The sequence below is a fragment of the Moritella sp. F3 genome, assembly GCF_015082335.1.
In the GTDB taxonomy this organism is placed as follows: Bacteria; Pseudomonadota; Gammaproteobacteria; order Enterobacterales; family Moritellaceae; genus Moritella.
Window position 1 is genome coordinate 252,048 of sequence record NZ_BLRL01000003.1, and the last position, 23,516, is coordinate 275,563.

The 23,516-nt window shown below is 40.4% G+C and carries 22 protein-coding genes; 13 read left to right on the forward strand and 9 right to left on the reverse strand.

Annotated elements, in window-relative coordinates; all coding sequences use genetic code 11:
• Positions 1–5: 5 nt before the first annotated feature.
• Together moeB and moeA are read right to left on the reverse strand one after the other, a co-directional pair.
• Positions 6–788 (reverse strand): molybdopterin-synthase adenylyltransferase MoeB, encoded by a 783-nt coding sequence (gene moeB, locus JFU56_RS07390; RefSeq protein WP_198436648.1) that lies wholly within the window; start codon positions 786–788, stop codon positions 6–8.
• Entirely contained in the window at positions 788–2,020 is a 1,233-nt protein-coding gene (gene moeA, locus JFU56_RS07395; protein WP_198436867.1) for a molybdopterin molybdotransferase MoeA, read from the reverse strand. Before moeA ends, moeB begins: the two co-directional genes overlap by 1 nt.
• 184 nt (positions 2,021–2,204) lie before the next feature.
• On the opposite strand from moeA, the gene folE reads away from it, so the two are divergent.
• Together folE and JFU56_RS07405 are read left to right on the forward strand one after the other, a co-directional pair.
• A complete protein-coding gene (folE, locus tag JFU56_RS07400) occupies positions 2,205–2,855 on the forward strand; it encodes a GTP cyclohydrolase I FolE (protein ID WP_198436649.1) in 651 nt (216 codons plus the stop codon).
• 245 nt (positions 2,856–3,100) lie between these two features.
• Positions 3,101–3,670, forward strand: coding sequence for a GTP cyclohydrolase (locus tag JFU56_RS07405; protein ID WP_198436650.1), 570 nt, complete (start codon positions 3,101–3,103; stop codon positions 3,668–3,670).
• Between the two features lie 60 nt (positions 3,671–3,730).
• Here JFU56_RS07405 and JFU56_RS07410 read toward each other — a convergent pair whose 3' ends face one another.
• Positions 3,731–5,704, reverse strand: a complete 1,974-nt coding sequence (locus JFU56_RS07410) for an exoribonuclease II (protein WP_198436651.1) — start codon at positions 5,702–5,704, stop codon at positions 3,731–3,733.
• An 86-nt stretch (positions 5,705–5,790) separates the two neighbouring features.
• A complete protein-coding gene (locus tag JFU56_RS07415; protein ID WP_198436652.1) occupies positions 5,791–6,270 on the reverse strand; it encodes a glutathione peroxidase in 480 nt (159 codons plus the stop codon).
• 261 nt (positions 6,271–6,531) lie between these two features.
• On the opposite strand from JFU56_RS07415, the gene htpG reads away from it, so the two are divergent.
• The 3 genes from htpG (at position 6,532) to hemH (ending at position 10,408) form a co-directional block, all read left to right on the forward strand.
• Complete coding sequence (gene htpG, locus JFU56_RS07420; RefSeq protein ID WP_198436653.1) at positions 6,532–8,442, forward strand: molecular chaperone HtpG; 1,911 nt, start codon at positions 6,532–6,534, stop codon at positions 8,440–8,442.
• 176 nt (positions 8,443–8,618) lie between these two features.
• Positions 8,619–9,263, forward strand: coding sequence for an adenylate kinase (gene adk / locus JFU56_RS07425; RefSeq protein ID WP_198436654.1), 645 nt, complete (start codon positions 8,619–8,621; stop codon positions 9,261–9,263).
• 161 nt (positions 9,264–9,424) lie between these two features.
• Positions 9,425–10,408, forward strand: coding sequence for a ferrochelatase (hemH, locus tag JFU56_RS07430; protein ID WP_198436655.1), 984 nt, complete (start codon positions 9,425–9,427; stop codon positions 10,406–10,408).
• Between the two features lie 3 nt (positions 10,409–10,411).
• Here hemH and JFU56_RS07435 read toward each other — a convergent pair whose 3' ends face one another.
• The 3 genes from JFU56_RS07435 to JFU56_RS07445 all read right to left on the reverse strand — a co-directional run bounded on the left by JFU56_RS07435 (position 10,412) and on the right by JFU56_RS07445 (position 12,625).
• Positions 10,412–10,717 (reverse strand): hypothetical protein, encoded by a 306-nt coding sequence (locus JFU56_RS07435; protein ID WP_198436656.1) that lies wholly within the window; start codon positions 10,715–10,717, stop codon positions 10,412–10,414.
• Positions 10,718–10,892: 175 nt separating this feature from the next.
• Entirely contained in the window at positions 10,893–12,221 is a 1,329-nt protein-coding gene (gene argA / locus JFU56_RS07440) for an amino-acid N-acetyltransferase (RefSeq protein WP_198436657.1), read from the reverse strand.
• 89 nt (positions 12,222–12,310) lie between these two features.
• Complete coding sequence (locus JFU56_RS07445; RefSeq protein ID WP_198436658.1) at positions 12,311–12,625, reverse strand: HI1450 family dsDNA-mimic protein; 315 nt, start codon at positions 12,623–12,625, stop codon at positions 12,311–12,313.
• 193 nt (positions 12,626–12,818) lie between these two features.
• Here JFU56_RS07445 and aroG point away from each other — a divergent pair, with 193 nt between their 5' ends.
• Both aroG and JFU56_RS07455 read left to right on the forward strand, forming a co-directional pair.
• Positions 12,819–13,880: a 3-deoxy-7-phosphoheptulonate synthase AroG gene (aroG, locus tag JFU56_RS07450; RefSeq protein WP_198436659.1), complete on the forward strand. Its 1,062-nt coding sequence runs from the start codon at positions 12,819–12,821 to the stop codon at positions 13,878–13,880.
• Between the two features lie 109 nt (positions 13,881–13,989).
• On the forward strand, positions 13,990–14,484 hold the full coding sequence (locus JFU56_RS07455; protein ID WP_198436660.1) for a DUF3085 domain-containing protein: 495 nt from the start codon (positions 13,990–13,992) through the stop codon (positions 14,482–14,484).
• Between the two features lie 83 nt (positions 14,485–14,567).
• On the opposite strand, the gene ylqF is transcribed toward JFU56_RS07455, so the two are convergent.
• Complete coding sequence (gene ylqF / locus JFU56_RS07460) at positions 14,568–15,485, reverse strand: ribosome biogenesis GTPase YlqF (protein WP_198436661.1); 918 nt, start codon at positions 15,483–15,485, stop codon at positions 14,568–14,570.
• Positions 15,486–15,922: 437 nt separating this feature from the next.
• Here ylqF and JFU56_RS07465 point away from each other — a divergent pair, with 437 nt between their 5' ends.
• The gene (locus JFU56_RS07465) at positions 15,923–16,696 is read left to right on the forward strand and encodes a glycine betaine ABC transporter substrate-binding protein (RefSeq protein ID WP_198436662.1); all 774 of its coding nucleotides are present in this window, start codon (positions 15,923–15,925) and stop codon (positions 16,694–16,696) included.
• Between the two features lie 69 nt (positions 16,697–16,765).
• On the opposite strand, the gene JFU56_RS07470 is transcribed toward JFU56_RS07465, so the two are convergent.
• A complete protein-coding gene (locus JFU56_RS07470; protein ID WP_198436663.1) occupies positions 16,766–17,677 on the reverse strand; it encodes a LysR family transcriptional regulator in 912 nt (303 codons plus the stop codon).
• Positions 17,678–17,837: 160 nt separating this feature from the next.
• Here JFU56_RS07470 and JFU56_RS07475 point away from each other — a divergent pair, with 160 nt between their 5' ends.
• From JFU56_RS07475 to JFU56_RS07495, 5 genes are all read left to right on the forward strand, one after another.
• Positions 17,838–19,031 carry a glycine C-acetyltransferase gene (locus tag JFU56_RS07475; RefSeq protein ID WP_198436664.1) on the forward strand — a complete coding sequence of 398 codons (1,194 nt, stop codon included), beginning with the start codon at positions 17,838–17,840 and terminating at the stop codon, positions 19,029–19,031.
• A gap of 5 nt (positions 19,032–19,036) precedes the next feature.
• Positions 19,037–20,065, forward strand: a complete 1,029-nt coding sequence (tdh, locus tag JFU56_RS07480; protein WP_198436868.1) for an L-threonine 3-dehydrogenase — start codon at positions 19,037–19,039, stop codon at positions 20,063–20,065.
• A 309-nt stretch (positions 20,066–20,374) separates the two neighbouring features.
• Positions 20,375–21,532, forward strand: a complete 1,158-nt coding sequence (locus JFU56_RS07485; protein ID WP_198436665.1) for a fatty acid desaturase — start codon at positions 20,375–20,377, stop codon at positions 21,530–21,532.
• A gap of 90 nt (positions 21,533–21,622) precedes the next feature.
• Positions 21,623–21,958 carry a hypothetical protein gene (locus JFU56_RS07490; RefSeq protein ID WP_198436666.1) on the forward strand — a complete coding sequence of 112 codons (336 nt, stop codon included), beginning with the start codon at positions 21,623–21,625 and terminating at the stop codon, positions 21,956–21,958.
• Positions 21,959–22,101: 143 nt separating this feature from the next.
• The gene (locus JFU56_RS07495; protein ID WP_198436667.1) at positions 22,102–23,403 is read left to right on the forward strand and encodes an inosine/guanosine kinase; all 1,302 of its coding nucleotides are present in this window, start codon (positions 22,102–22,104) and stop codon (positions 23,401–23,403) included.
• The last annotated feature ends 113 nt before the right edge of the window (positions 23,404–23,516 follow it).

Genomic DNA, 23,516 nt, shown 5'->3' on the forward strand with positions numbered 1-23,516 from the left:
CTGTGTTACATACTACATACAGAACAGCTTGGTAGTTTTGGTAACTTCATCGTTTGAAAAGACAGCGTTAACCCATCAACGAGCAGTACTTTTCCTGTCATTGGCTGACCAAAGTTAGCAATTACTTTAATCGCTTCCATCGCCTGCATCGCACCAATAATCCCGACCATCGGCGCCATAATGCCTGATTCAACACAGCTTAATGTACCGCTGCCAAATAACTGGCTAAGGCATTGATAACAGGGTTCGTTATCAGCATAAGTAAAGACACTAATTTGGCCTTCCATACGAATTGCAGCGCCAGATACTAGTGGCGTGCGTAACGCGAAACAAGCGCGGTTTATCTGTTCTCGAGTATCGACGTTATCGGTACAATCAAGCACAATATCATGCTGCTCTATCAGCTTGAGCATCTCATCTTCAGACAGTTTTGTGGTAATCGCTTGTACTTGACAGTGCGGATTGATCTGTTCTAGCTCATACTTAGCCGACAGAGATTTAAACTCACCAATGCGGCTATCGCGGTGCAATAACTGACGTTGTAAATTTGATAACTCAATATGGTCAAAATCGACCAATGTCATCTGTCCTATGCCTGAAGAGGCTAAGTACTGACTGCTAGCACAACCTAAACCACCGGCACCGATTAACAATACTTTGGCTTGTTTCAAGGCTTCCTGGCCATCAAAGTCAAAGTGACGCAGCACTATTTGACGGTTATAGCGTAGCTCTTCTTGCGAAGATAAAATATCTTCGCAAGCGGCGCCATCATTAGATGGATTCGACATTAATTTAAGATCTCGTTAAATGGTTCAATTGTAACGGTTTCACCAATTTCGACATTACCGCGATCTTGCTCGATGATCGCATAGCAATTTGAGTGACTCAAGCTGCTGAATACGCCCGAACCTTGGCTGCCTGTCGATACGACTTCAAGTTGCCCCTGCGCATTCACGCTATAGATTGCGCGTTGAAAATCCATACGACCTGGTGCTTTTTTCAGTCTAGTGGCTGCAACGGCATTGAAGCGGGGGGTCGGTGTAAACACTTGATTAGTCATTTTTGCTAACGCTGGTACAACAAGCTGATGGAAAGTAACAGTAGCTGATACAGGGTTGCCTGGTAAGCCAAAGAACTTACTGTTTGGTAATGACCCAAAGGCAAAAGGTTTGCCTGGTTTAATCGCTAATTTCCAAAAGCCAATCTCGCCAAGTTCTTCCAATAATATTTTAGTGTAATCAGCTTCGCCAACTGATACGCCGCCAGAGGTGATGACTGCATCTGCCACTGCATCGGCTTTAATAAACGTTTCGCGTAGTAGATCTTCGTTATCAGGGACAATACCAAAATCAATAATATCTAAATTCAAACGCGATAGCATTGCATTGATGCTGTAACGGTTACTGTCGTAAATCTCACCATTGCCAAGTGGTTGACCTAAGCTTTTTAGCTCGTCACCGGTTGAAAATATAGCTACTTTTAGACGACGATAAACAGTGATTTTATCAACACCAATCGTTGCTAGCATCGGAATATCACGTGGCGTAAGACGACGACCTTTCGTTAATACAGCTTGACCGATAGCAATATCTTCTGCGGCATTACGAATGTTGTCATGCATTGGCGGGATGCTATCAAACGTGATTAAATTACCGTCTACTTGTGTGCTTTCTTGCATAATAACGGCTCCACAGCCAGCAGGTACTGGCGCACCAGTCATGATTCGAACACAAGTGCCGACTGGCCATTCACCTGTAAATGGTTGGCCTGCAAAAGCTTTACCTGCAAGCGGTAGGGTCATTGATTTAGTCAGGTCTGTGATGCGAACAGCATAACCATCCATTGCTGAATTATCAAATGGTGGAACATTCATTGGCGAAGAAATGTCTTCAGCGAGAATATAGTCGAGTGCATCAGCTAAGTCTAATGTCAGCGTTTCTGTTACTGCATCAATATTGTCTAACATTTCTCGCATCGCTAAATCCAGTGGTTTTAGCCCTTGTACGTCACAACATCCCATCATATACCCTTGTGGTTATTTTTTAGTTATATCGTCAATTATGACAAACTCAGCAGGTTGACGATAGGATCTATAACAATAAAAAGCTTAATTAACGCTATTTAAGCTAATTTGTTTATATTATTAATTGTTAGGTGTTATTATGCGGCATTATTTTAAAGTCGATCCGTTTGTGGAGTAAGTAATGACCTGCCTAAGTAAAGAAGCTTTATTAGTTCGCTCAGTATTGGAAGAGCGAGGGTTAGAGACACCGATGATCGGAACTGGGCTATCGAGCGTAGAGAAAAAAGAACGCATTGAATCGCATTTTACCGAAATTCTAAAATTATTAGAGTTGGATTTAACGGATGACAGTTTAGCTGAGACGCCACATCGCATTGCTAAAATGTATGTGAATGAAATATTCTCAGGTTTGGATTATGCTTCATTTCCTAAAATCACTTTAATTGAAAATAAAATGCAAGTGGATGAAATGGTTAAGGTAAGTGATATTACATTAACAAGTACTTGCGAACATCATTTTGTGACTATCGATGGTAAAGCGACAATTGCTTATATCCCACGTAGTAAAGTGATTGGTCTATCAAAGATTAATCGTATTGTGCAATTTTTCTCGCGTCGTCCACAAGTGCAAGAACGCTTAACACAACAGATTTTAGTTGCACTGCAAACCTTGCTTGATTCGCAAGACGTTGCTGTCAGTATTACGGCGACACATTATTGTGTGAAAGCACGTGGTGTGATGGATGCAACGAGTGAAACGACAACGACATCACTGGGCGGTATTTTTAAATCACGTCCAGAAACAAGAGCTGAGTTCTTACACTGTCGCTAGTGAGTAACTAACTGTCATGCCTGATAATGGCAGTTACATTTCGTCATGATTCATCTCGATACCCTAGACTACAATTCTCTCGTGTTTCCACGTTGTAGTTTGGGGGACTTTTTAACCCCCTAAACGCCCTCATTAAGTGATTGCCACATTTCGTCATAATTTATCTTTTTTTATCTTTTTTCTGTTATTTAATCGTCATACTTATTTAGTTTAATAGCCTCATTGATAATTAATGAGTGGCTAAAATGAATTCGATGTTAAAACCTAATACATTTCATAAATGGTATAAACTCTGGAAATGTAATCATCAGGTCGTGGCACAGCAGTCATTATTGATTTGTTTTGTACTTTGTTTGACAGCAACAACGAGCCTGATCCTGACTAATGCAACTAGCCGTTATGCTAATGATATGGCTATCTTCTCTCTTTATGATAACAGTACAACACAAGGGATCGTGAGTGTGGATGCTATCTACGCCGATGCCGTGAGTATCGATCGCCAAGCAAGTGTTGATGTGGCATTAGTAAAGGAACAGCTTAAATTTGAAGCAACGTTAGCCGATTTAGCGTTTGTATTACAGCAATATCAAATGATGGAGTTAGGGGCGTTTAATTTTGTTATCGATATGCCACAGCGTGAACAAGTTACCACGGTGATGCTAAGTCATTTACAAACTATGTTGTTGGAGTTCACGAGACTAAATCCAGATATTAATGCTAATTGGCAATTAGATCCAAATAATGCGCTGAAGTTGATAGTGCAGTTACATACAGAACGAAAAAGGCATTGGGGTGGGGCAGGCTTTATTATTTAACTAGAATAAGTTCTATTAGCTAGAGCAAGCTGTACTCACCCTAGCTAAAATAAACTGTTATTAAACTGCGACTGTTTCTACTGGAGTAGCAACAACGGGTTTAGCAACAACAGGCTTCGCAACTATGTTACGCTTTTCTTTGTTAACTTCAGCGATATTAACGAAGATAACGTCACCTAGGCTGTATTCAACCTGATCTTTAATGCTGATTTGACCTGTTTCAACTAAGCATTTAACTTCTTTCTTATTATCATGTAATAAGCTAGCAGGGATAAATGCAACCGCACCATTTTCAAGTAAACGCACACGTAAGCCACCACGGTTAACATCCATGATGCTAGCTTCGAATGCTTGTTTGCTTTCTACTGCAGGTGTTAGGTAATCAACATATAACCAAGACGAGATATCACGTTCAGCCATTCTATGCTGACGGCGACGTTCTGACATCAAGATAACTTCATCTTCTGTTGCAGAGCGTGCTGTGCCATTGGTTAATGTTGCTTTAATTAGGCGATGGTTAAGGATGTCACCGTATTTACGGATTGGTGAAGTCCATGTTGCGTAACCTTCTAAGCCCATTGCAAAGTGACGTTCAGCACTTGCACTGATGATGCTGTAGCTTTGCATACGACGTAAACGACTGTCTAATGCTGGATTGGCTTTTTCTGCAAGTGTACGTTGCAATTCAACATAACCAGGTAGAGATTGGATATGCTCTTTTGTGCATTCAATACCGTGTTCAGTCAGTAACTCAACAACTAAGTCAATCTTCTCTGGATCAAAACCGGCATGGGTATTAAATACACCTACATCGCCATGTTGACGGAATAAACGTGCTGCAGTGATGTTCGCCGCAACCATTGTTTCTTCAATCATTTGATTTGCAATACGACGATGCTCAACGTGAATAGCAAGTACGTTACCACTGTCGTCTAGCTCAAAGCTATAATCTGGTTGGTCAGGGAATACGATTGCATTCTTCTTGCGCCATTGTTGACGATGACGTGCAAACGTAGCCAATGACTGTAATTGCTCAGCAAGCTGTGCTTCAGGCTGCCATTCAGTTGATACTTCTTCAATTAAATCTGATACTTGTGTATAAGATAATTTATGCTGAGACGTGATCCAAGCGGTGAAGAATTCAAACTCTTCAGCTAACGCACCATCTTCTTGGATAGTATAAGTACAACATAATGTTGGGCGCTTTTCGCCAGCAACTAATGAACAAACACTGTCACTTAATTCACGTGGCATCATTGGGATATTACGGCCCGGTAGATACACTGTGAACGCACGTTCTGCAGCTATTTTATTTAATTCTGAATCAGCTGGAATATATGATGTTGGATCGGCGATCGCAACAGTCACTTTTAAATTACCTTCTGCTGTTTTTTCAACAAGCAGTGCATCATCCATATCTTGTGTAGACGCTGAATCGATAGTAAAGAATGGCTTATCTGTTAGATCAATACGTGTTGTATCATCTTTAAATTCAACAGAATCAGGCATTGCTGGTACATCTTTAGCCAAATTTTGACGTGCTAATGTAACCCACCATGGTGCATTTGGATCGGTTTCAGTCGCAACGAAACTTGTTACTTCAGCAGCAAAGCTACCGTCTTTTAATGCATGAGATGTAAGTTGTGCAACAACCCAGTCACCATTACTTACTTTTTGTTCGCCTAAACCAACTAGTTTTGCCTTAATTGGCATGTTGATCACAGGACTGTCAGCAACAATGGTCAGTTTGTTTTTAGCAATACTGATACGCGCAATAAAACGGGTTAACTTAGCTTCAACTAAAGTATCTGGTTCTGCTGATGTTTTATCACCGTTGGTTTCTATATATGCTTTAATGCGATCGCCATGCATGATTTTTTTCATGTGTGGCGGAGCAATGAAGTAGCTTTCGCCATCATCCGCTTCAAGGAAACCAAAACCACGTTCAGTGCCTTTAACTGTTCCTTCTACACTTGGCGTGTTTTGGCGCATATTTTGTTTTAATTGAGATAGTAGTGGATTGTCGCGAAACATGTAAAACCTTCCTATAATGAATTGCGCATACTATACGACAGAGCAGGGCTAAGTACCACCCCTGATACGGGCAGTTTGTTGTAAGCCTATAGTAGCTTTTCAATATCTTTAATCATGCCTTTTGGTGAAACTGTTGGTGCAAAACGATCAACGACATCACCGTTACGATTAACCAAGAATTTCGTGAAATTCCATTTTATGCCTTTACTGCCTAATAAACCTCTCGCCTCAGACTTTAGCCAATTATAAAGTGGGTCGGCATTATCACCGTTCACATCAATTTTGCTAAACATGTCAAAAGTGACACCAAAGTTAAGCTGACAGAATGAATTGATATCGGCATCGGAACCTTTTTCTTGTTGCTTAAACTGGTTACAAGGGAAACCTAGAATGGTTAATCCTTTATCGCCATAGGTCTGATTAAGCTCTTCTAATTCAGCGTATTGATTGGTGAAACCACACTTACTCGCGGTGTTGACGATTAATACGACTTTGCCATTATAATCACTGAGTTTTTTATGTTCACCTGTGATTGTTGTTACTTCGAAATCATAAAGCTTGGTCATTATAAGTACCTTCTTAAGTTTAAGTAGAAAGAGAATAAATAGGTTGTGCGCAATATAATGCGTATTGCGATATTAATATGCAAGCATTTTCGAGTCTCATATGGCTTTTTTACATTTGATTTTAAGTTGTTGCGTTTGAGCTCACAGATAAAAATTATTAATTGCCCTTGAAAACACTGATAACAAACCCATCTATCTATTAACGAATACATTCAGATAATTTGTAATCTGAATCACCCCATTAGAACAAAGGAACAAGTAATGACTGATACAGTTAATACTGAGACTCACGGCTTTCAGGCTGAAGTTAAGCAACTGCTTAAATTAATGATCCATTCTTTATACTCAAATAAAGAAATCTTTTTACGAGAACTTGTCTCTAATGCGGCCGATGCAGCCGACAAATTACGTTTTAAAGCATTATCAGATAATAGCTTGTATGAAGATGACGGCGAATTACGCGTACGTGTTACGTTTGATAAAACAGCCCGTACAATCACGATTGCTGATAACGGCATCGGTATGTCACGCGAAGATGTTATCTCACATTTAGGCACAATCGCACGTTCTGGCACATCAGAATTCTTTGATAACCTATCTGGTGACCAAGCGAAAGACTCACAGTTAATCGGTCAGTTCGGTGTTGGTTTCTACTCGGGATTCATCGTTGCAGACATGATGACTGTTAACACGCGTGCAGCGGGTGCAGCAGCAGATCAAGCAGTACAGTGGGAATCTGAAGGCGAAGGCGATTACCGTCTAGCAGACATCACGAAAGAAAGCCGTGGTACTGAAATCATTTTACACCTACGTGAAGGTGAAGATGATTTACTTGATGCATGGAAATTGCGTCAAATTGTGAACAAATACTCTGATCACATCAGCATCCCTGTTGAGATGTGGAAAGAAGAACAACCTGAATCAGACGGTCCAGACGGTGAAAAAACACCAGCAGTACCGGGTGAGTGGGAATCGATTACCCGTGCAAGCGCATTGTGGACATTATCGAAAAATGAACTTAAAGATGAAGAATATAATGAGTTCTATAAGCACATTGCCCATGACTTTGAAGATCCACTAACATGGAGCCACAACCGTGTAGAAGGTAAGCAAGAATATACTAGCCTACTTTATATCCCTGCGCGTGCCCCATTTGATATGTGGAACCGTGAAAAAGAACATGGCCTAAAACTTTACGTTCGACGTGTATTCATTATGGATGACGCTGAGCAGTTTATGCCGACTTACCTACGTTTCGTGAAGGGTGTGTTAGATTCTAACGACTTACCACTAAACGTATCTCGTGAAATCTTACAAGATAATAAAATCACGACATCACTACGTACTGCTTGTACTAAACGTGTATTGACTATGCTTGACCGCATGGCGAAGAACGAAGATGAAAAATATCTGAAATTCTGGAATGAATTTGGTCAAGCACTGAAAGAAGGTCCAGCAGAAGACATGGCGAATAAAGAGAAGATTGCTTCTTTATTACGTTTTTCTTCAACATCTGTTGGCGGTCCTGCACAGGAAGTTGGTTTCGGTAAATACATCGAAAACATGCCTGAAGGTCAAGATAAGATCTACTACATTACAGCTGACAATTACACAACAGCAGTAAACAGTGCATATCTTGAAATCTTCAAGAAAAAAGGCATTGAAGTATTACTATTAACTGACCGTATTGATGAGTGGTTACTTTCACACTTAACTGACTTTGATGGTAAGCAATTGGTATCTGTTACTAAGGGCGATTTAGACCTTGGCGAACTAGATGATGAAGATGCGAAGAAAGCGAAAGAAGAAGCGACAGAAGAATTTGCTAGTTTCCTTGAGCGTGCTAAATCAACATTAGGTGAAAAAGTAGCCGATGTTCGTTTAACGCATCGTCTAACAGAGACTCCATCTTGTGTTGTTACCAACGAAGATGGTATGAGCAGCCAAATGATTAAATTGATGGAATCTGCTGGTCAAGCTGTACCACCACAAAAATACATTTTTGAGCTAAATCCTGAGCACGAAATGATTAAACGTGTTGCTGATGAAGCTGATGAAGCTGTATTTACAGACTGGATTCAGCTATTGCTAGAGCAAGCACAATTGACTGAACGTGGTAGTTTAGATGATCCAGCGGCATTTATTGCGCGTATGAATCGTTTAATCGGTTAAGTACAGTTTCCATAATTTAACAGTGTGAATATGTTTTTCTATTAAACTACTCACAAAGTTATATGTGAATTAGCGACAATTCAGGGCCGTACTTGAACACATCGGATTTCCCGTGTAGTCTAGCGGTTCTGAAATTTAAGCAATTTAAACAAGCTAAATCAATTTAAGGGCAATTTATGCGTATTATTTTATTAGGTGCACCAGGTGCAGGTAAGGGAACTCAAGCACAGTTCATCATGGAAAATTATGGTGTTCCGCAAATCTCTACTGGTGATATGCTACGAGCTGCTATTAAAGAAGGTTCTGAGTTAGGTCAAAAAGTTAAAGCTGTTATGGATGGTGGCCAACTAGTATCTGACGAACTAATCATCGAATTAGTTAAAGATCGCGTTAAGAAAGAAGATTGTGCAAAAGGTTTCCTACTAGACGGTTTCCCACGTACGATCCCACAAGCTGATGCGATGAAAGAAAACGGTATTGACGTTGATTTCGTACTTGAATTTGACGTGCCTGATGAAGAAATCGTTAAACGTATGAGCGGTCGTCGTGTTCACGCTCCTTCTGGTCGTGTTTACCACACTGTTTACAATCCGCCAAAAGTGGAAGGTAAAGATAACGAAACTGGTGAAGAATTAACAATCCGTGTGGATGATGTTGAAGAAACTGTTCGTAAACGTTTAGGTATCTACCACGATCAAACTGCACCACTTATTGCTTATTATGGCAAAGAAGCGGAAGCAGGTAACAGCAAATATGTTACATTTGACGGCACACAAGCTGTTGAAGTTGTAAGCAAACAATTAGCTGAATTACTTGGCTAGTCTGCCTCTTAATTGAGAGAGTATTCTGTCGATTAATTTGTATACTGTTATTAAACCTCGAGCCTGCTCGGGGTTTTTTTATACCTAAATCTCAGCGAGTTATTGGATCCAATACACTTAATCACATAGAATAGCGTTACTCGTTAAACGACATAGTGATTATGTGTAATATGACTAAGCAAAGTATTTTATTGGTTAACCTTGGTACGCCAGAATCAGCAACCCCCGCGGGCGTTAAAGCATTTCTAAAACCGTTTCTGTCTGATCCTCGTGTTGTCAGTATTCCACGCTTATTTTGGTTACCGCTGTTAAATGGAGTCATTTTACCTTTGCGCTGTAAACGCGTGGCCAAAGCTTACCAGTCTATTTGGTTTGATGATGGCTCACCTTTATTACATTACAGCTTATTACAGCAAAAAGCCTTGTCAGCAATATTTAAACAAGCAGGGCAAGACGTGCATGTCGAGCTGGCAATGACGTATGGTGAGCGTAGTATTAACAATGCCATTGCTAAATTGCAAGATGCAGGCGTTGAACATATCGTGGTATTACCCTTGTTCCCTCAGTATTCATCAACGACTACAGCACCAGTTTTTGATCAAGTGGCTAACTATCTTCAAGCAACCATCGATGTGCCAAGCGTGAGCTTAGTGAAGCATTACCATAACAATGACGCTTATATTGAAGCATTAGCGTTAAGTATTGAGCGTCAGTGGGCAGAGCAGGGCAGAGCTGAGAAATTATTATTGTCATATCATGGCATTCCAAAGTTCTTGGTTGATCAAGGCGATATCTATGCGGATCATTGTGTTGAAACGACGGCATTACTTTGCGCACGTTTAGGCTTAGCTGAAAATGAGGTCGTGCATTGCTATCAATCTCGTTTTGGGAAAGCGGAATGGCTACAGCCGTATACCAACGAAACGTTAGTGAAACTGGCTGAAAGTGGCACTAAATCGTTAGATGTGATCGCGCCAGCGTTTGCAGTCGATTGTTTAGAAACACTCGAAGAAATGGCTATTGAAAATAAAGATGTATTTGTGAAAGCTGGTGGTGAAGATTATCGCTTTATCGCGTGTTTAAATGATGATGAAACCCACGTTCGTGCACTACATACTGTTGCGAGTGAATACTTACGTAGTTAGTCGCTATTTAGCTCGAATCAAGCTGTGTTTAGCGTTAACGAGTTGGACGCTAACCACTTCGGCACGTTTCATTTTGTCTACATTTTCCAAATCAGTAATTGAATAGTGCCTATTCAGCATCCAATCCAGAGGCTGCTGAAAGTTATCTTCATCAACAATAAATGATTGATTTTTTAGCCCTCCTTCATCTACTTGCACTATCCATAAGCGCTTTTTACTGTCGAGTTGTGAAAGTAATCGCTGACTGAATTGATTAAATAGTTGACTGAAACTAGCTCTTCCTCGCTGTAAGACTCGTCGTAATAGCATGTATTGAACTCTGAAAAGAATGAGGTGGAATTATAGCCCTAAATATTTGTTGTGTTGTAGCGGTTCGCGCACATTATGGCTAAGGCAAGTGTACCGAATTGTAACAAGCTGTCTTGTGGAAGAGAGAAGGCAGTAACAGATAGGTGAAAGTCTGTGCTTCGGTTACTGCCAGATTTTATAAAGCCTTCATCAGAATTTTTGAACGACGCTGTAGGTTATAGAGCTCTTGTTTTTCAACCGGTAATTGCTCAAGTTCGACAGGTTCAAAACCACGTTCTCTAAACCAATGGATGCTGTGAGTTGTCAGCACAAACAAGCTATCCATGCCTTGCTGTTTGGCTTGTTTCTCGATTTCCTTAACCAGTAAGTCACCACGACTTAAGCGTCGATATTCCGGATGGGTTGCGACACTGGCCATTTCGGCAATATTGCCCGAGAAACAGTACAGTGATGCACAACCAATAATGGTGCCATCACGTTCTACCACAGTAAAGTGTTCAATATCTCGTAACAACTGTTCTCTGCTGCGCTGTACTAACATACCCTGGTCGATTAAGGGTTGCGTTAATAACATAATACCTGGCACATCTTCAATCTTAGCTGGGCGTGTTTGCTCGGCGCTTTGGCGTACTATTTGAGTACCAACACCATCACGTGAAAACAGTTCTTGTAGTAATGAGCCATCGGTTTTGTAACTAACCAAATGACAGCGGGTTACACCAGCAAAAGAGGCATTAATCGCAGCGCGTAAATAAGACGCCGTACCACTATTTATCCCACCTTGTGCTTCAAGTTCAGTTAAGCGTTCTTGTGCTTGCTCTGGGAACATCTCAGAAATGAGTTCACCGTTATAATCTAACACACCTTGCGAAGAGCAAAAATTAATGAGCTTATGGGCGCTGAGTTTGATGGCTATTTTAGTCGCGACTTCTTCCGCACTGAGGTTAAAACTTTCCCCTGTGACTGAATAGCCGAGTGGTGGAACGACTGTAATGGCATTTTGAGCGAGTTGATATTCTAATGCATCAGTATCAACACGGCGAACGCGGCCGGTATGGCAAAAATCGACGCCGTTATCAACGCCCATCGGTTGCGCTGTAATGAAGTTGCCACTGACGATATTGATTTTAACGCCGTGCATTTGCGTATTGACCAGCCCCATCGAAAATGCGGCAGTAATTTCATATTGGAGTTGACCAATAACTTGTTTAATTAACGGGAAGGCTTGCTCATCCGTGACGCGCTGGCGTTTGTGAAACTGACTTTCGCAATTATTCTGCGCGAGTATGTTGTTAATTTGTGGGCGAGCGCCAAAAACCAAGACGATGCGAATGCCAAGGATGTTTAATAGGGCAATGTCATTAACGATATTAATGAAATTAGCATGCGCGATGGCTTCACCGCCCAATGTCAGTACGATTGTTTTATCGCGGTGCGCATTGAGATAAGGCGCAGACTGCCGAAACCAACGTACTAACTGATTATCTTGTTGACTCAATTCCATCTCCTTGGATTTAAATGCTTATTCTAAATAATAGCTCTGAAAGCTAATATTCCTTAAATCGAAGATGAAATCAAGTCACAGCAGATTGATTATTCGCTTTTCCATAGGATATGGATAAAGTTATCGTTTGCTTTTTTCTTTACCAGTACACGCCCGAATACATCATTTAGCTCTTCGTTGTCATCAACAAGACCGATATGTAATTCGCAATAGTCATTGTCATTGATACCCATCGCGACAGTTGCTGGCCAATCGTTACTTAAATCAACGATATCAACAGCACCACGATCTTCGAATTGCATGGCAAATAAGATTTGATCTGCTGGCTCTAATTCCTTTTGCGCACCGTTTAAAAATGTATCGTAGGCAAAATCGATTAGCTCGTCTTCAGTTTTTAATAGCATAGAATGTCCAAATTGAGGGTATTTTTACTGGATTTTACCTTAATCTCGATCAGATAAAAATATGTCTGACAATATCCACTGTATTTTTATGTGATTTCTAATTGATTCCGAATGAAATAGGCGTTACATTGAATGCGGACAATATAACATTAGAGTATGAATGCCAAAGGGCAAATAAAGGAATATTATTAGTATGCATTATCAAACAGACGACGTCAGAATCCGTGAAGTAAAAGAATTATTACCGCCAATTGCAGTGTTAGAAAAGTACCCTGCTTCTGATGATGTGACTAAAACAGTATTTGAATCACGTAATAGCATTAGCCAAATTCTTAAGCAAGCAGATGATCGCCTTTTAGTGATCGTTGGTCCTTGTTCTATCCATGACACAGAGGCTGCATTAGAATATGCAGAGCGTCTAGTGGCATTACGTGAGAAGTATAAAGATACACTTGAGATTGTGATGCGTGTTTATTTTGAAAAACCGCGTACAACTGTTGGTTGGAAAGGTTTAATCAACGACCCGTATTTAGATGATAGCTTCCAGTTAAATGATGGCGTACGTATTGCACGTAAACTATTGCTTGATGTGAATGCAATGGGTCTACCAACAGCGGGTGAATTCCTAGATATGATCACACCACAATATGTTGGCGATCTAATGAGCTGGGGCGCAATCGGCGCACGTACGACTGAATCTCAAGTTCACCGTGAATTAGCATCAGGCATGTCATGTCCTGTCGGCTTTAAAAATGGTACAGACGGTACAATTAAAGTAGCGATTGATGCAATTGGTAGTGCTAATGCACCGCACCATTTCTTATCTGTAACTAAATTCGGTCACTCTGCAATTATTTCTACAGCAGGTAACCCAGATTGTCATATCATCCTACGTGGTGGTAATAAGTCGACAAACTATTCTGCAGACGATGTAGCATCAATTACAACGCAATTAGAAGCGGCGAAGCAAGATGTTAATATCATGATTGACTTTAGCCATGCTAACAGCGAAAAGAAATTCCAAAAACAAATGGATGTTTCAACGGATGTTGCTGGTCAAATTAGTGCTGGTAATAAAGGCATCTTCGGTGTGATGGTTGAAAGTCATTTAGTAGAAGGTCGCCAAGATCTTGTGAATGGCAAAGTAGAAACTTACGGTCAAAGTATCACTGATGCTTGTATCGGTTGGGCTGACACTGAAACGATGATGGCACAGTTATCAGATGCTGTTGCGACACGTCGAGCTGGTAAATAAGCAAGCACACTAGCTGACTTGCATTGTAACGCTGTTTAGGTATATAGTCTGAACATATTATAAAGCACAAACTTTGGTTTGTGCTTTTGTCATTAAAGAGCGGACAACAATGAAACGAATTATATTTTCTCTTGATGAAGTTTTGCCGATTGAAGCGGAAGCACTTGCTGCAAAGACTTTTACTCCTACTTATGATGACCTTTGGGACGCGAGTAAGTTCAAAGGGTCTAAAGTTGTCGATGAACATGGCAACACTGAAGTTGAAGCATTAAGTAAGGGTCTTAACTTCTGGCCAGATGTTAACCAACTTAATCCTAAGAAACTTAAAGCACAATTAACCTTGATGGCAGAGCACGGCGTTTTCATTATGAACAACGTTTCAAGTGATATCTCGCCAATTGAGCGTGGCACACTCGCTTACGCACAAGGCTGCCACCCAGAGAACGATGCTGATTTCGAAATGAATCAAGATGATATTTTTGATGGCGAAATGGGCTCAATCACTATTCCACTGGAATGGGTGAGTCGTTCTGTTAAAGCAGACAAGAAGCAGTTCATTATTGAATTGGGTGACGATGACGATGTACGTCTAATCATCAAATAAAGAATTAAATGAAAAGAATAAAAAGAGCCTCTCGTTACAGTAACGAGAGGCTCTTTTTTTTGCATTGATTTAGCTAGAATAGATTAACGACGCTTTTTCTTTGGCTTACGTTTCTTCACTTTCTCGCCTTCAAGCGCTAATCGTTCGATAACGGCTTTCTTTTCTGCTTCGGCCATTGCTGGTGTTTCTAAGCTTAAACGGCAGATTTTAGCTGTACGTAATTCATTGATTAAAATCGCTGCTGCTTTGTTTAAATCAACAAAACCACCTGGACCTAAACAACCACGACCACGGCCAATATCTTCTAACAATTCTAAATCTGTTTTGTCTAGATTATCGAGTTTGTAACGCTCACGCATTGCGTCTGGATATGTTTTACACATATATTCAGCTGCATACATACCGATGTCATCATATTCAATCGCAGTATCTTTAATTGCGCCTGTTGATGCTAAACGGTAGCCCGAAAGTGGGTTTTGTACTTTTGGCCATAACATACCAGGAGTATCAGACAATACGATACCGTTGTCTAATTTGATACGCTGCTGCTGTTTCGTTACTGCAGGCTCATTACCTGTCTTAGCAATAATACGGTTAGCAAGGATATTAATTGTGGTTGATTTTCCCACATTTGGAATACCCATGATCATCGCTTTAATGACTTGGTGTGCACCTTCTTTATTCGGTACTAATTGACGTGCTAGGGCTGGGATCTTTTTGATCTCATGGACTTCTTGCGTCGTGAAGGCATAGGCTTTAACGCCTTCTTCTAATTCTAGATATTCTAACCATTGCGCTGTAATAATCGGGTCCGCAAGGTCACTTTTATTAAGAATCTTAATACAAGGGGTATCACCACGTAAGTCGGAGATCATAGGATTCTCACTACTATAAGGAATACGCGCATCAAGCACTTCGATAATGAGATCCATTTGCGGCATTACTTCCGCTATCTCTTTACGGGCTTTATGCATGTGCCCCGGGTACCACTGAATTGACATTTAAATATAACCTTTTATTTTAATATACAGTCACATGCGTACGTAATTCGGTACAGAATGCGCTGGTCTGAAAGTTGGTTGCTAAAGCAGTGAGTAAACTTTTCCTGCGATAGTCTGATCATTGTCGCTAGTTTAACTCAAATCGTGATTTTGATCAGCAATGGTTGAAATTTCTATTAAAGTAATTTTAATTCAGGGCTGTAAATACGCTTGGATTTTAAGCTATCACCTTAATATGACCTACGGCCTTTCATCGTATTATGTCATTCCTATTGTTCGTACTAGCTGAATAGTTAATTTACATTTAACCCAATTATCAAATTAATACGAATGATTATAATATCGTTCACGTTGCAAGCCATCAGACCTGATTGGATATCACTAATAAAATAAACGTACTTAACAAGTGAAAATCTATTCTTAACGAGTGAACTATTATGTCAAAAATAATTACTATCGGTGTAACCGATCTTTCTTTCCATCGTGTCACCGCTTCTTTGGTTAGCCATGTATTAGTAGATATGGGCTTTGAAGTGAAGCGTATTTACTCTCCACATCAAGAGAATTTCCAAAGACTTAAATCAGGCGACGTTGATATATTGTCTTCTGCATGGTTACCCTCAAGTCATGGTATCTACAAAGCGGATGTAGAAAAAGTTGAGCCCTTGTTGGAACTCGGCTTGCACTATGCTCCCTATGCGTTATGGGGCGTGCCAGATTATGTGCCTGAAGAGGCAGTTTCTGAAGTTGATGACTTACTCAAGCCTGATGTTATCGAGCGTATGAATAAAGATATACAAGGTATCAATTCTGGTGCTGGTATCACTCGCTTCTCGATTGAAATGATGGAACAGTATCATTTGAATGAAGCTGGGTATCAATTCCATACAGGCACTGAAGAGGATTGTTTTACTGCTTATGAACAAGCGGTCGCAAATAACGAATGGTTAGTTGTGCCCCTGTGGAAACCACAGTTTTTACACCACAAATTTACAATTCGAGAAATTATAGAGCCAAAAGCTTTATTGGGGATCGTTGACCGAGCTGTACTTCTTCTTCGTCAAGATCGCGCTGAAAAATTCACGAGTGACCAACTTGCTCTGCTAGATGAACTTCGTTTTTCAAATGAAATTATTGCTGAACTTGATTTTAAAGTGTGTCGTGAAGGGCAAACGTTAGATGTCGTCACCCGAAATTGGTTAGATCAGTAGAATTAAATCTGAGGTTGGATTTTCATTCTTTGCTATACTGTCATGAGTGAAAAAAAATGCCCCATAGCGCTAACGGAAGTGTTGCATTGCATAATCGATAAATACTCTGAGCTTGGTTGGCATATATTTGGTTTGGGCATACTGCAGCGCAATAATCCCCTGATAATTACTCTTAACCGTCCAGTCGCAGAGAACCTCGGTCACATCACCTTTGCTGATTGCTTCTTGCACGACGAAATCGGGGAAAATACCGATGCCTAAGCCATTGATTACGCCATTCAAGCGCATCTGAGAATGGTTAACGGCGTAACGACCTGAAACGGTTACTGTGTGAGATTCATCGTCTTTAACAAAATCCCAGATGTGGTCGGTTTCATTTTCTGCTAAATAGAGACAATCGTGTTCCGTTAATTGTTCTGGATGGGAAGGAATGCCTTTCTCTTTTAAGTAATCAGGACTTGCGCACAGCACTAAGTAGGTCTTACCTATCTCTTTTAGCACCAAATTTTCATCCGGTTTATCCGTCAGCAGAAAGGCAATATCGATACCATGTTCAAAAATATCGATTGCACCATCAATCGCACGTAGCTTGAGTTGGATCTGCGGATACAGCTTTAAAAACGGAATGACAAAAGGCTGTAACACGACATTTAAAAATGCCTCGGGTGCCGCAACAGTGATTGAACCAGCGGGTTGAGTATGCTCGATACTTGATATTTCAACTGCTTGTTTTGCCGCATTAACCATAGGTACACATTGATCGTAAATCTTTTTTCCAGCGTCGGTAATGAGCAGTTTTCTGGTGGTGCGTTCAAACAGTTTAACGGATAAGGCTTGTTCAAGCCGACTAATCGTTTTACTCAGTGCGGAAGGGGTGACATTTATTTTTTTTGCCGCAGCAGTAAAACTGCCTTCCTGAACAACTAAAGTAAAACTTGCTAGGTCAGGTAACAAGGCGATCAGTTTATGCGATATTGTCATTCTATTTGTGCCTATGTTTCACTAATGCTTTTCCATTTACAGGGATAATAGTCTTATATGGGATCAATTAGAATAGTTTCATCGGATAAATTATTTCATGACTTGTTCAGGTTGATTAATACAAGTTGTTTTTAATAAACATTAGAAAAGGAATATTGACATGACTTCTACATTCTACAATCAGATCAGTGAGCAAATCGAAGAAGTAAAAGCAGCGGGTCTGTATAAACAAGAACGCGTTATTACTTCAGCCCAAAAAGCGGCTGTTTCTATCTCTACTGGTGAAAATGTTTTAAACTTCTGCGCGAATAACTACTTAGGTTTAGCGAACCATCCAGCACTTATTGAAGCAGCAAAATCAGGTATGGATACCCATGGTTTTGGTATGGCTTCTGTGCGTTTTATTTGTGGTACTCAAGATTCGCATAAAGAACTTGAACAGAAGTTATCAACCTTCTTAGGAATGGAAGACACTATTCTTTATACCTCGTGTTTTGATGCTAATACTGGACTTTTTGAAACCATCCTTGGTAAAGAAGATGCAATCATTTCTGATGCACTAAACCATGCTTCAATTATTGATGGTGTTCGTCTTTGTAAAGCGATGCGCTTCCGTTATGCAAATAATGATATGCAAGAATTAGAAGCACAGCTGATCGCAGCGACTGAAGCCGGTGCCCGTCATAAGTTAATTGTTACTGATGGTGTATTCTCTATGGATGGCGTTGTTGCCGACTTACCAGGTATTTGTGATTTAGCAGATAAATACGGTGCCTTGGTCATGGTCGATGATTCTCACGCTGTTGGCTTTATGGGGGCAAATGGCCGTGGTACCCATGAACATCATGATGTCATTGACCGTATCGATATTATTACCGGTACCTTGGGTAAAGCAATGGGTGGCGCTTCAGGTGGTTACACTGCGGGTAAAAAAGAAGTAATCGACTGGCTTCGTCAACGCTCTCGTCCTTATTTATTCTCTAATTCAGTTGCGCCAGCTATTGTTTCAGCGTCTATTCGTGTGCTTGATTTACTGGCAGAAAGTGATGGCTTGCGCGATACTTTATGGGCTAACTCGGCTCACTTCCGTCTACGTATGGAAGATGCTGGTTTTACGATGGGCGGTGCTGATCACGCGATCATTCCAATCATGCTTGGCGATGCAAAAGTGGCGGCGGACTTTGCTGAACGCGCACTTGAAAAAGGTATTTACGTGGTTGGATTCTCTTTCCCTGTTGTACCAAACGGTAAAGCGAGAATTCGTACTCAGATGTCTGCTGCACATAGCAGAGAAGAGCTAGATAACGCGATAGATGTATTCATCCAAGTCGGTAAAGATATAGGTATTATATAATGAAAATTAAAGCGCTTGCTAAATTGAAATCAGAAAAAGGCATTTGGATGACTGAGGTTGATAAACCTGAAGTCGGCCATAATGACATTCTGATTAAAATCAAAAAAACAGCCATTTGTGGTACCGACGTTCATATTTATAATTGGGATGAATGGGCACAGAAAACGATCCCAGTACCTATGGTTGTTGGCCATGAGTATGTGGGTGAAATTGTTGGTATTGGTCAAGAAGTTCGCGGTTTTGAAATCGGTGACCGAGTGTCAGGTGAGGGGCATATTACATGTGGCCATTGTCGTAACTGTCGCGGTGGCCGTACCCATTTATGCCGTAATACCACGGGTGTTGGCGTTAACCGTGAAGGTGCATTTGCTGAATACTTAGTTATCCCAGCATTCAATGCATTCAAACTACCGGATGATATTTCTGATGACATGGCGGCAATTTTTGACCCGTTTGGTAACGCTGTACACACCGCCTTATCATTCGATGTTGTTGGTGAAGATGTATTAATCACCGGTGCTGGTCCTATCGGTATCATGGCAGCTGCAGTGTGTAAGCATGTAGGTGCACGTAACGTTGTGATCACCGATGTCAACGAATACCGCCTCGATTTAGCCCGTCAAATGGGTGTAACGCGTGCTGTTAATGTAGCAACTGAGTCACTTAAAGATGTGATGGATGAACTTAAAATGACAGAAGGCTTCGATGTAGGCCTAGAAATGTCAGGTGTACCATCTGCATTTAGCGATATGCTAGACAAGATGAACCATGGCGGCAAAGTTGCTATGTTGGGTATTCCACCAAATGACATGAGCATCGAGTGGGGCAATGTTATCTTTAAGGGGTTAGTGATTAAAGGTATCTATGGCCGTGAAATGTTTGAAACCTGGTATAAAATGGCTGCATTAATTCAGTCAGGCTTAGACCTAACGCCAATCATCACGCATCATTTCCCTATTGATCAATTTCAGGATGGTTTTGATATGATGTGTTCAGGCATGTCAGGTAAAGTGATCCTTGATTGGGAAAAATAACAAATAGATTGATTAAGGGGGTTTAACCCTAATGTCGCTCCGTTAAGTAAACTGTGATCGATTGAATGACTATTCTCGGTTACCAAAATCCAAGTGTCTAAAGCACTTGGATTTTTTTATGCTCGTCTTTCAAGCCCTCGATATCATTAAATTAAAACGTGATCCGTGTCCCATATCTAATTTAAGCAAATAAAATAGTCGATTTAATCGCTAATCACGTAACATTGGATTGCATTCATTAACAACTCAGCTTACACTTGTGCGCTATTATTCAATGAAACTACTTCATCAGGCTTTAGAGATAGTATTATGAAAGATCATATTATGAAAAAACCACCGTTAATTTGGTTAAATGTATTCGTTTTTGCTTCAACCTTCCTTGCTGCTATCACTTTAGTACCTTGGTATGGGGTCACATACGGTTTTGAGACTTTCGAAGTTGTAGCAATGATTGTTGGTATATTTGTATGTGGTTTGTCTATTACAGGTGGTTACCACAGACTTTGGTCGCACCGTACCTATAAAGCGCATTGGTCTGTCCGTCTTATATTTGCACTAGGTGGTGCCTTTGCATTACAAAATAGTGCGATTCACTGGAGCTCAGATCACCGTCGTCATCACAAGCATGTCGATCATGACGACAAAGACCCGTATTCAGCAAGTCATGGTTTTTGGTTCTCACATATTGGTTGGATGTTGCGTGAATACAATGCGATGATTTATACCGATTACAGCAATGTACGTGATTTACAAAAAGATGGTATCGCAGTTTGGCAGCATAAATACTATAACGTACTCGCGTTTGCGATGAACGTTGGTGTACCTATCTTAGTAGGCCTACTATACGGTGACGTCTGGGCGAGTATGTTATTGCTAGGTGTTTTACGTTTGGTATTAAGCCATCACTTTACATTCTTCATCAATTCATGGGCACATATGTGGGGTACGCAGCCTTATACAGATCGTAATACCGCGCGTGATAATGCATTGTTAGCTATCTTTACTCACGGCGAAGGCTACCATAACTATCATCATATTTTTGAAACCGATTACCGTAATGGTATTAAATGGTATCAATATGATCCGACTAAATGGTTAATTAATGTTTTAGCTTGGTGTAATTTGGCCACTGATTTACGTACTGTACCTGAAGCACGTATCGAACAGGCTAAACTGAAGATGGAATTGAAACGTCGTCAGGATAAAGTGAAACATCTTCCTAACTCTGAAGAAGTTATTTTACGCCTTAATCAAGAATACGATGTGTTATGTGAGAAACTTAACGCTTTTTATAAAGCCAAAGTCGTATTATTTGAATCGAAGAAAAAGTCTCTAAATGAAAAATTAGATAAGATCCAATTTGAGCAACAAATTCGAGATACTAAATTACAGTTAAGCCAACTTAGAGAAGCGTTCCACGAGCAACGTAAAGTATGGAATAACATGCAGCTTAGTTTTGCTCACTAGTACATCAATAGTAAGCAGTAATAAGAGACTGTAATCTTAATACAGTCTCTTTAATGCCATGGATGGCATAAGATAATTAGGGAGGATATTTTGATAACCCATAAAGATATGCGCAAGTATTTACTTGCCCATGATTTACCCACCAATGACTTCGGTAACGCCACTTTTTTCGCCCTTGTTGAATATGGTAGTCCATTACACCAGTGCCATGTCGAGACGCTTGTTAGTTTTGTACTTGCTGGTTATTGTGAAGGGACTATTCGCCTCGACCCTAATGAAGATCTAAATCAGATCGACTATATGCTCAATTTTACCTGCGCTTGGCATGAGTGCACATTTGATCTCGTGAGCAGTAGTTTTGTCATTCGTGGCCATGATCTCAATAAAATGGGCGGTGATTTTATCGTGAGGATCCGACAGGCTTAAGCTGATTTTGCCATTTATTTCGGTTAAATCTACGCGTTCGACTAAAATGTGGTTAATAATTGGATCATTAATTTGGTTTTGCTGGTATTTCAGAATTAGACTGGTAAAATCAGCCCCCTTTATTTTCTCATGCTGGTTCAAATATGAAATTTCCCGGTCAACGTAAGTCTAAGCATTATTTCCCTGTAAATACAGGTAATCCATTTGTCAAACCAGCAAACATTGCAAATGTAGCTCAGCCTGTATTATGTGGTATTGATCAGACCCTCGTTGATATTGAAGCACATGTCGAAGATGCTTTTTTAACTCGCTTTGGTTTAAGAAAAGGTGAATCACTGATGATCAGTGATGACATCGCCGAGCAAATCTATACAGAGTTAAAACAAAGAGATCTTATTGTAAGTGAATTTGCTGGCGGTACTGTTGCAAACACTTTACATAACTATGCGATCCTATCTGAATCACAGTCGCTACTATTTGGTACTATGTGTGATCAGATCAAAATTGGCAGCTATGCGTATCAATATTTATGTAATACCAGCAGTAAAGTAAACCTTAATTACCTGCAACCTGTAAAAGGCCCAATTGGTCGCTGTTTTACTTTCATCTCTGCGGATGGTGATCGTAGTTTCGGTATTAATGCTGGTTTAATGAATAAATTAACCAAAGAGCATTTACCTGTTGATCAGCTACAAAAAAGCTCTGGCTTACTGATCTCTGCTTATTTGTTACGTTGTGCAGACGATGATCCAATTAAAGAAGCGGCTATGCACATGGTCGATCAAGCTAAACTGCTTAACATTCCAATTATCCTTACTTTAGGTACACGTTTCATTATTGAAGGTAATGAGAAGTGGTGGCAGGATTTCATTAACGAATACGTGACTGTCATTGCAATGAATGAAGATGAAGGTGAAGCATTAACAGGCTTTACTGATCCACTGCTTGCTGCTGATGCGGCATTAGAATGGTGTGATCTTGTTCTATGTACTGCTGGTGCTGAAGGCCTGTATATGGCTGGTTACACGGATGAAGAAAACAAGCGTGAAACAAGTGGTCAATTATTGCCTGGTACTATCGCTGAATTTAACCGTTATGAATACAGCCGTCCAATGCGTTTAGCTGATACAACTGACCCGGTAAAAATGTATTCACACATTGCACCGTACTTAGGTGGTCCAGTTGAAATTAAAAATACCAATGGTGCTGGTGATGGTGCTTTATCTGCAATCTTGCATGATATGCTAGCTAACTCTTATCATCGTGATATCGTGCCTAATTCTGATAAGCACACCGCGAGCTGTCTGGCTTACTCATCTCTGTCACAGTTATGTAAATATGCAAACCGTGTTAGCTACGAAGTATTAGCACAGCACTCTCCACGTTTGTTAAAAGGCTTACCAGAACGTGAAGATTCATTAGATGAAGGCTATTGGTCTAGTTAATAGTTTTAGCTATTGATATTCACGCTTATAAATACTAAAAATGGCGAGTAACTAAACAGGTAATCAGTTTAGTTGCTCGCCATTTTTATGCCCATAATTCACTCGAACAAAGC

Bases quoted from the DNA above. Each gene is read 5' to 3' on its own strand.
- JFU56_RS07455 (WP_198436660.1), top strand. From the start codon at position 13,990: ATGAAACGAATTATATTTTCTCTTGATGAAGTTTTGCCGATTGAAGCG.
- moeB (WP_198436648.1), bottom strand. From the start codon at position 788: ATGTCGAATCCATCTAATGATGGCGCCGCTTGCGAAGATATTTTATCT.
- aroG (WP_198436659.1), top strand. From the start codon at position 12,819: ATGCATTATCAAACAGACGACGTCAGAATCCGTGAAGTAAAAGAATTA.
- JFU56_RS07410 (WP_198436651.1), bottom strand. From the start codon at position 5,704: ATGTTTCGCGACAATCCACTACTATCTCAATTAAAACAAAATATGCGC.
- hemH (WP_198436655.1), top strand. From the start codon at position 9,425: ATGTGTAATATGACTAAGCAAAGTATTTTATTGGTTAACCTTGGTACG.
- JFU56_RS07495 (WP_198436667.1), top strand. From the start codon at position 22,102: ATGAAATTTCCCGGTCAACGTAAGTCTAAGCATTATTTCCCTGTAAAT.
- JFU56_RS07470 (WP_198436663.1), bottom strand. From the start codon at position 17,677: ATGACAATATCGCATAAACTGATCGCCTTGTTACCTGACCTAGCAAGT.
- folE (WP_198436649.1), top strand. From the start codon at position 2,205: ATGACCTGCCTAAGTAAAGAAGCTTTATTAGTTCGCTCAGTATTGGAA.
- JFU56_RS07485 (WP_198436665.1), top strand. From the start codon at position 20,375: ATGAAAGATCATATTATGAAAAAACCACCGTTAATTTGGTTAAATGTA.
- JFU56_RS07465 (WP_198436662.1), top strand. From the start codon at position 15,923: ATGTCAAAAATAATTACTATCGGTGTAACCGATCTTTCTTTCCATCGT.
- argA (WP_198436657.1), bottom strand. From the start codon at position 12,221: ATGGAATTGAGTCAACAAGATAATCAGTTAGTACGTTGGTTTCGGCAG.
- JFU56_RS07475 (WP_198436664.1), top strand. From the start codon at position 17,838: ATGACTTCTACATTCTACAATCAGATCAGTGAGCAAATCGAAGAAGTA.
- htpG (WP_198436653.1), top strand. From the start codon at position 6,532: ATGACTGATACAGTTAATACTGAGACTCACGGCTTTCAGGCTGAAGTT.
- moeA (WP_198436867.1), bottom strand. From the start codon at position 2,020: ATGGGATGTTGTGACGTACAAGGGCTAAAACCACTGGATTTAGCGATG.
- adk (WP_198436654.1), top strand. From the start codon at position 8,619: ATGCGTATTATTTTATTAGGTGCACCAGGTGCAGGTAAGGGAACTCAA.
- JFU56_RS07405 (WP_198436650.1), top strand. From the start codon at position 3,101: ATGAATTCGATGTTAAAACCTAATACATTTCATAAATGGTATAAACTC.
- JFU56_RS07415 (WP_198436652.1), bottom strand. From the start codon at position 6,270: ATGACCAAGCTTTATGATTTCGAAGTAACAACAATCACAGGTGAACAT.
- ylqF (WP_198436661.1), bottom strand. From the start codon at position 15,485: ATGTCAATTCAGTGGTACCCGGGGCACATGCATAAAGCCCGTAAAGAG.
- JFU56_RS07445 (WP_198436658.1), bottom strand. From the start codon at position 12,625: ATGCTATTAAAAACTGAAGACGAGCTAATCGATTTTGCCTACGATACA.
- JFU56_RS07435 (WP_198436656.1), bottom strand. From the start codon at position 10,717: ATGCTATTACGACGAGTCTTACAGCGAGGAAGAGCTAGTTTCAGTCAA.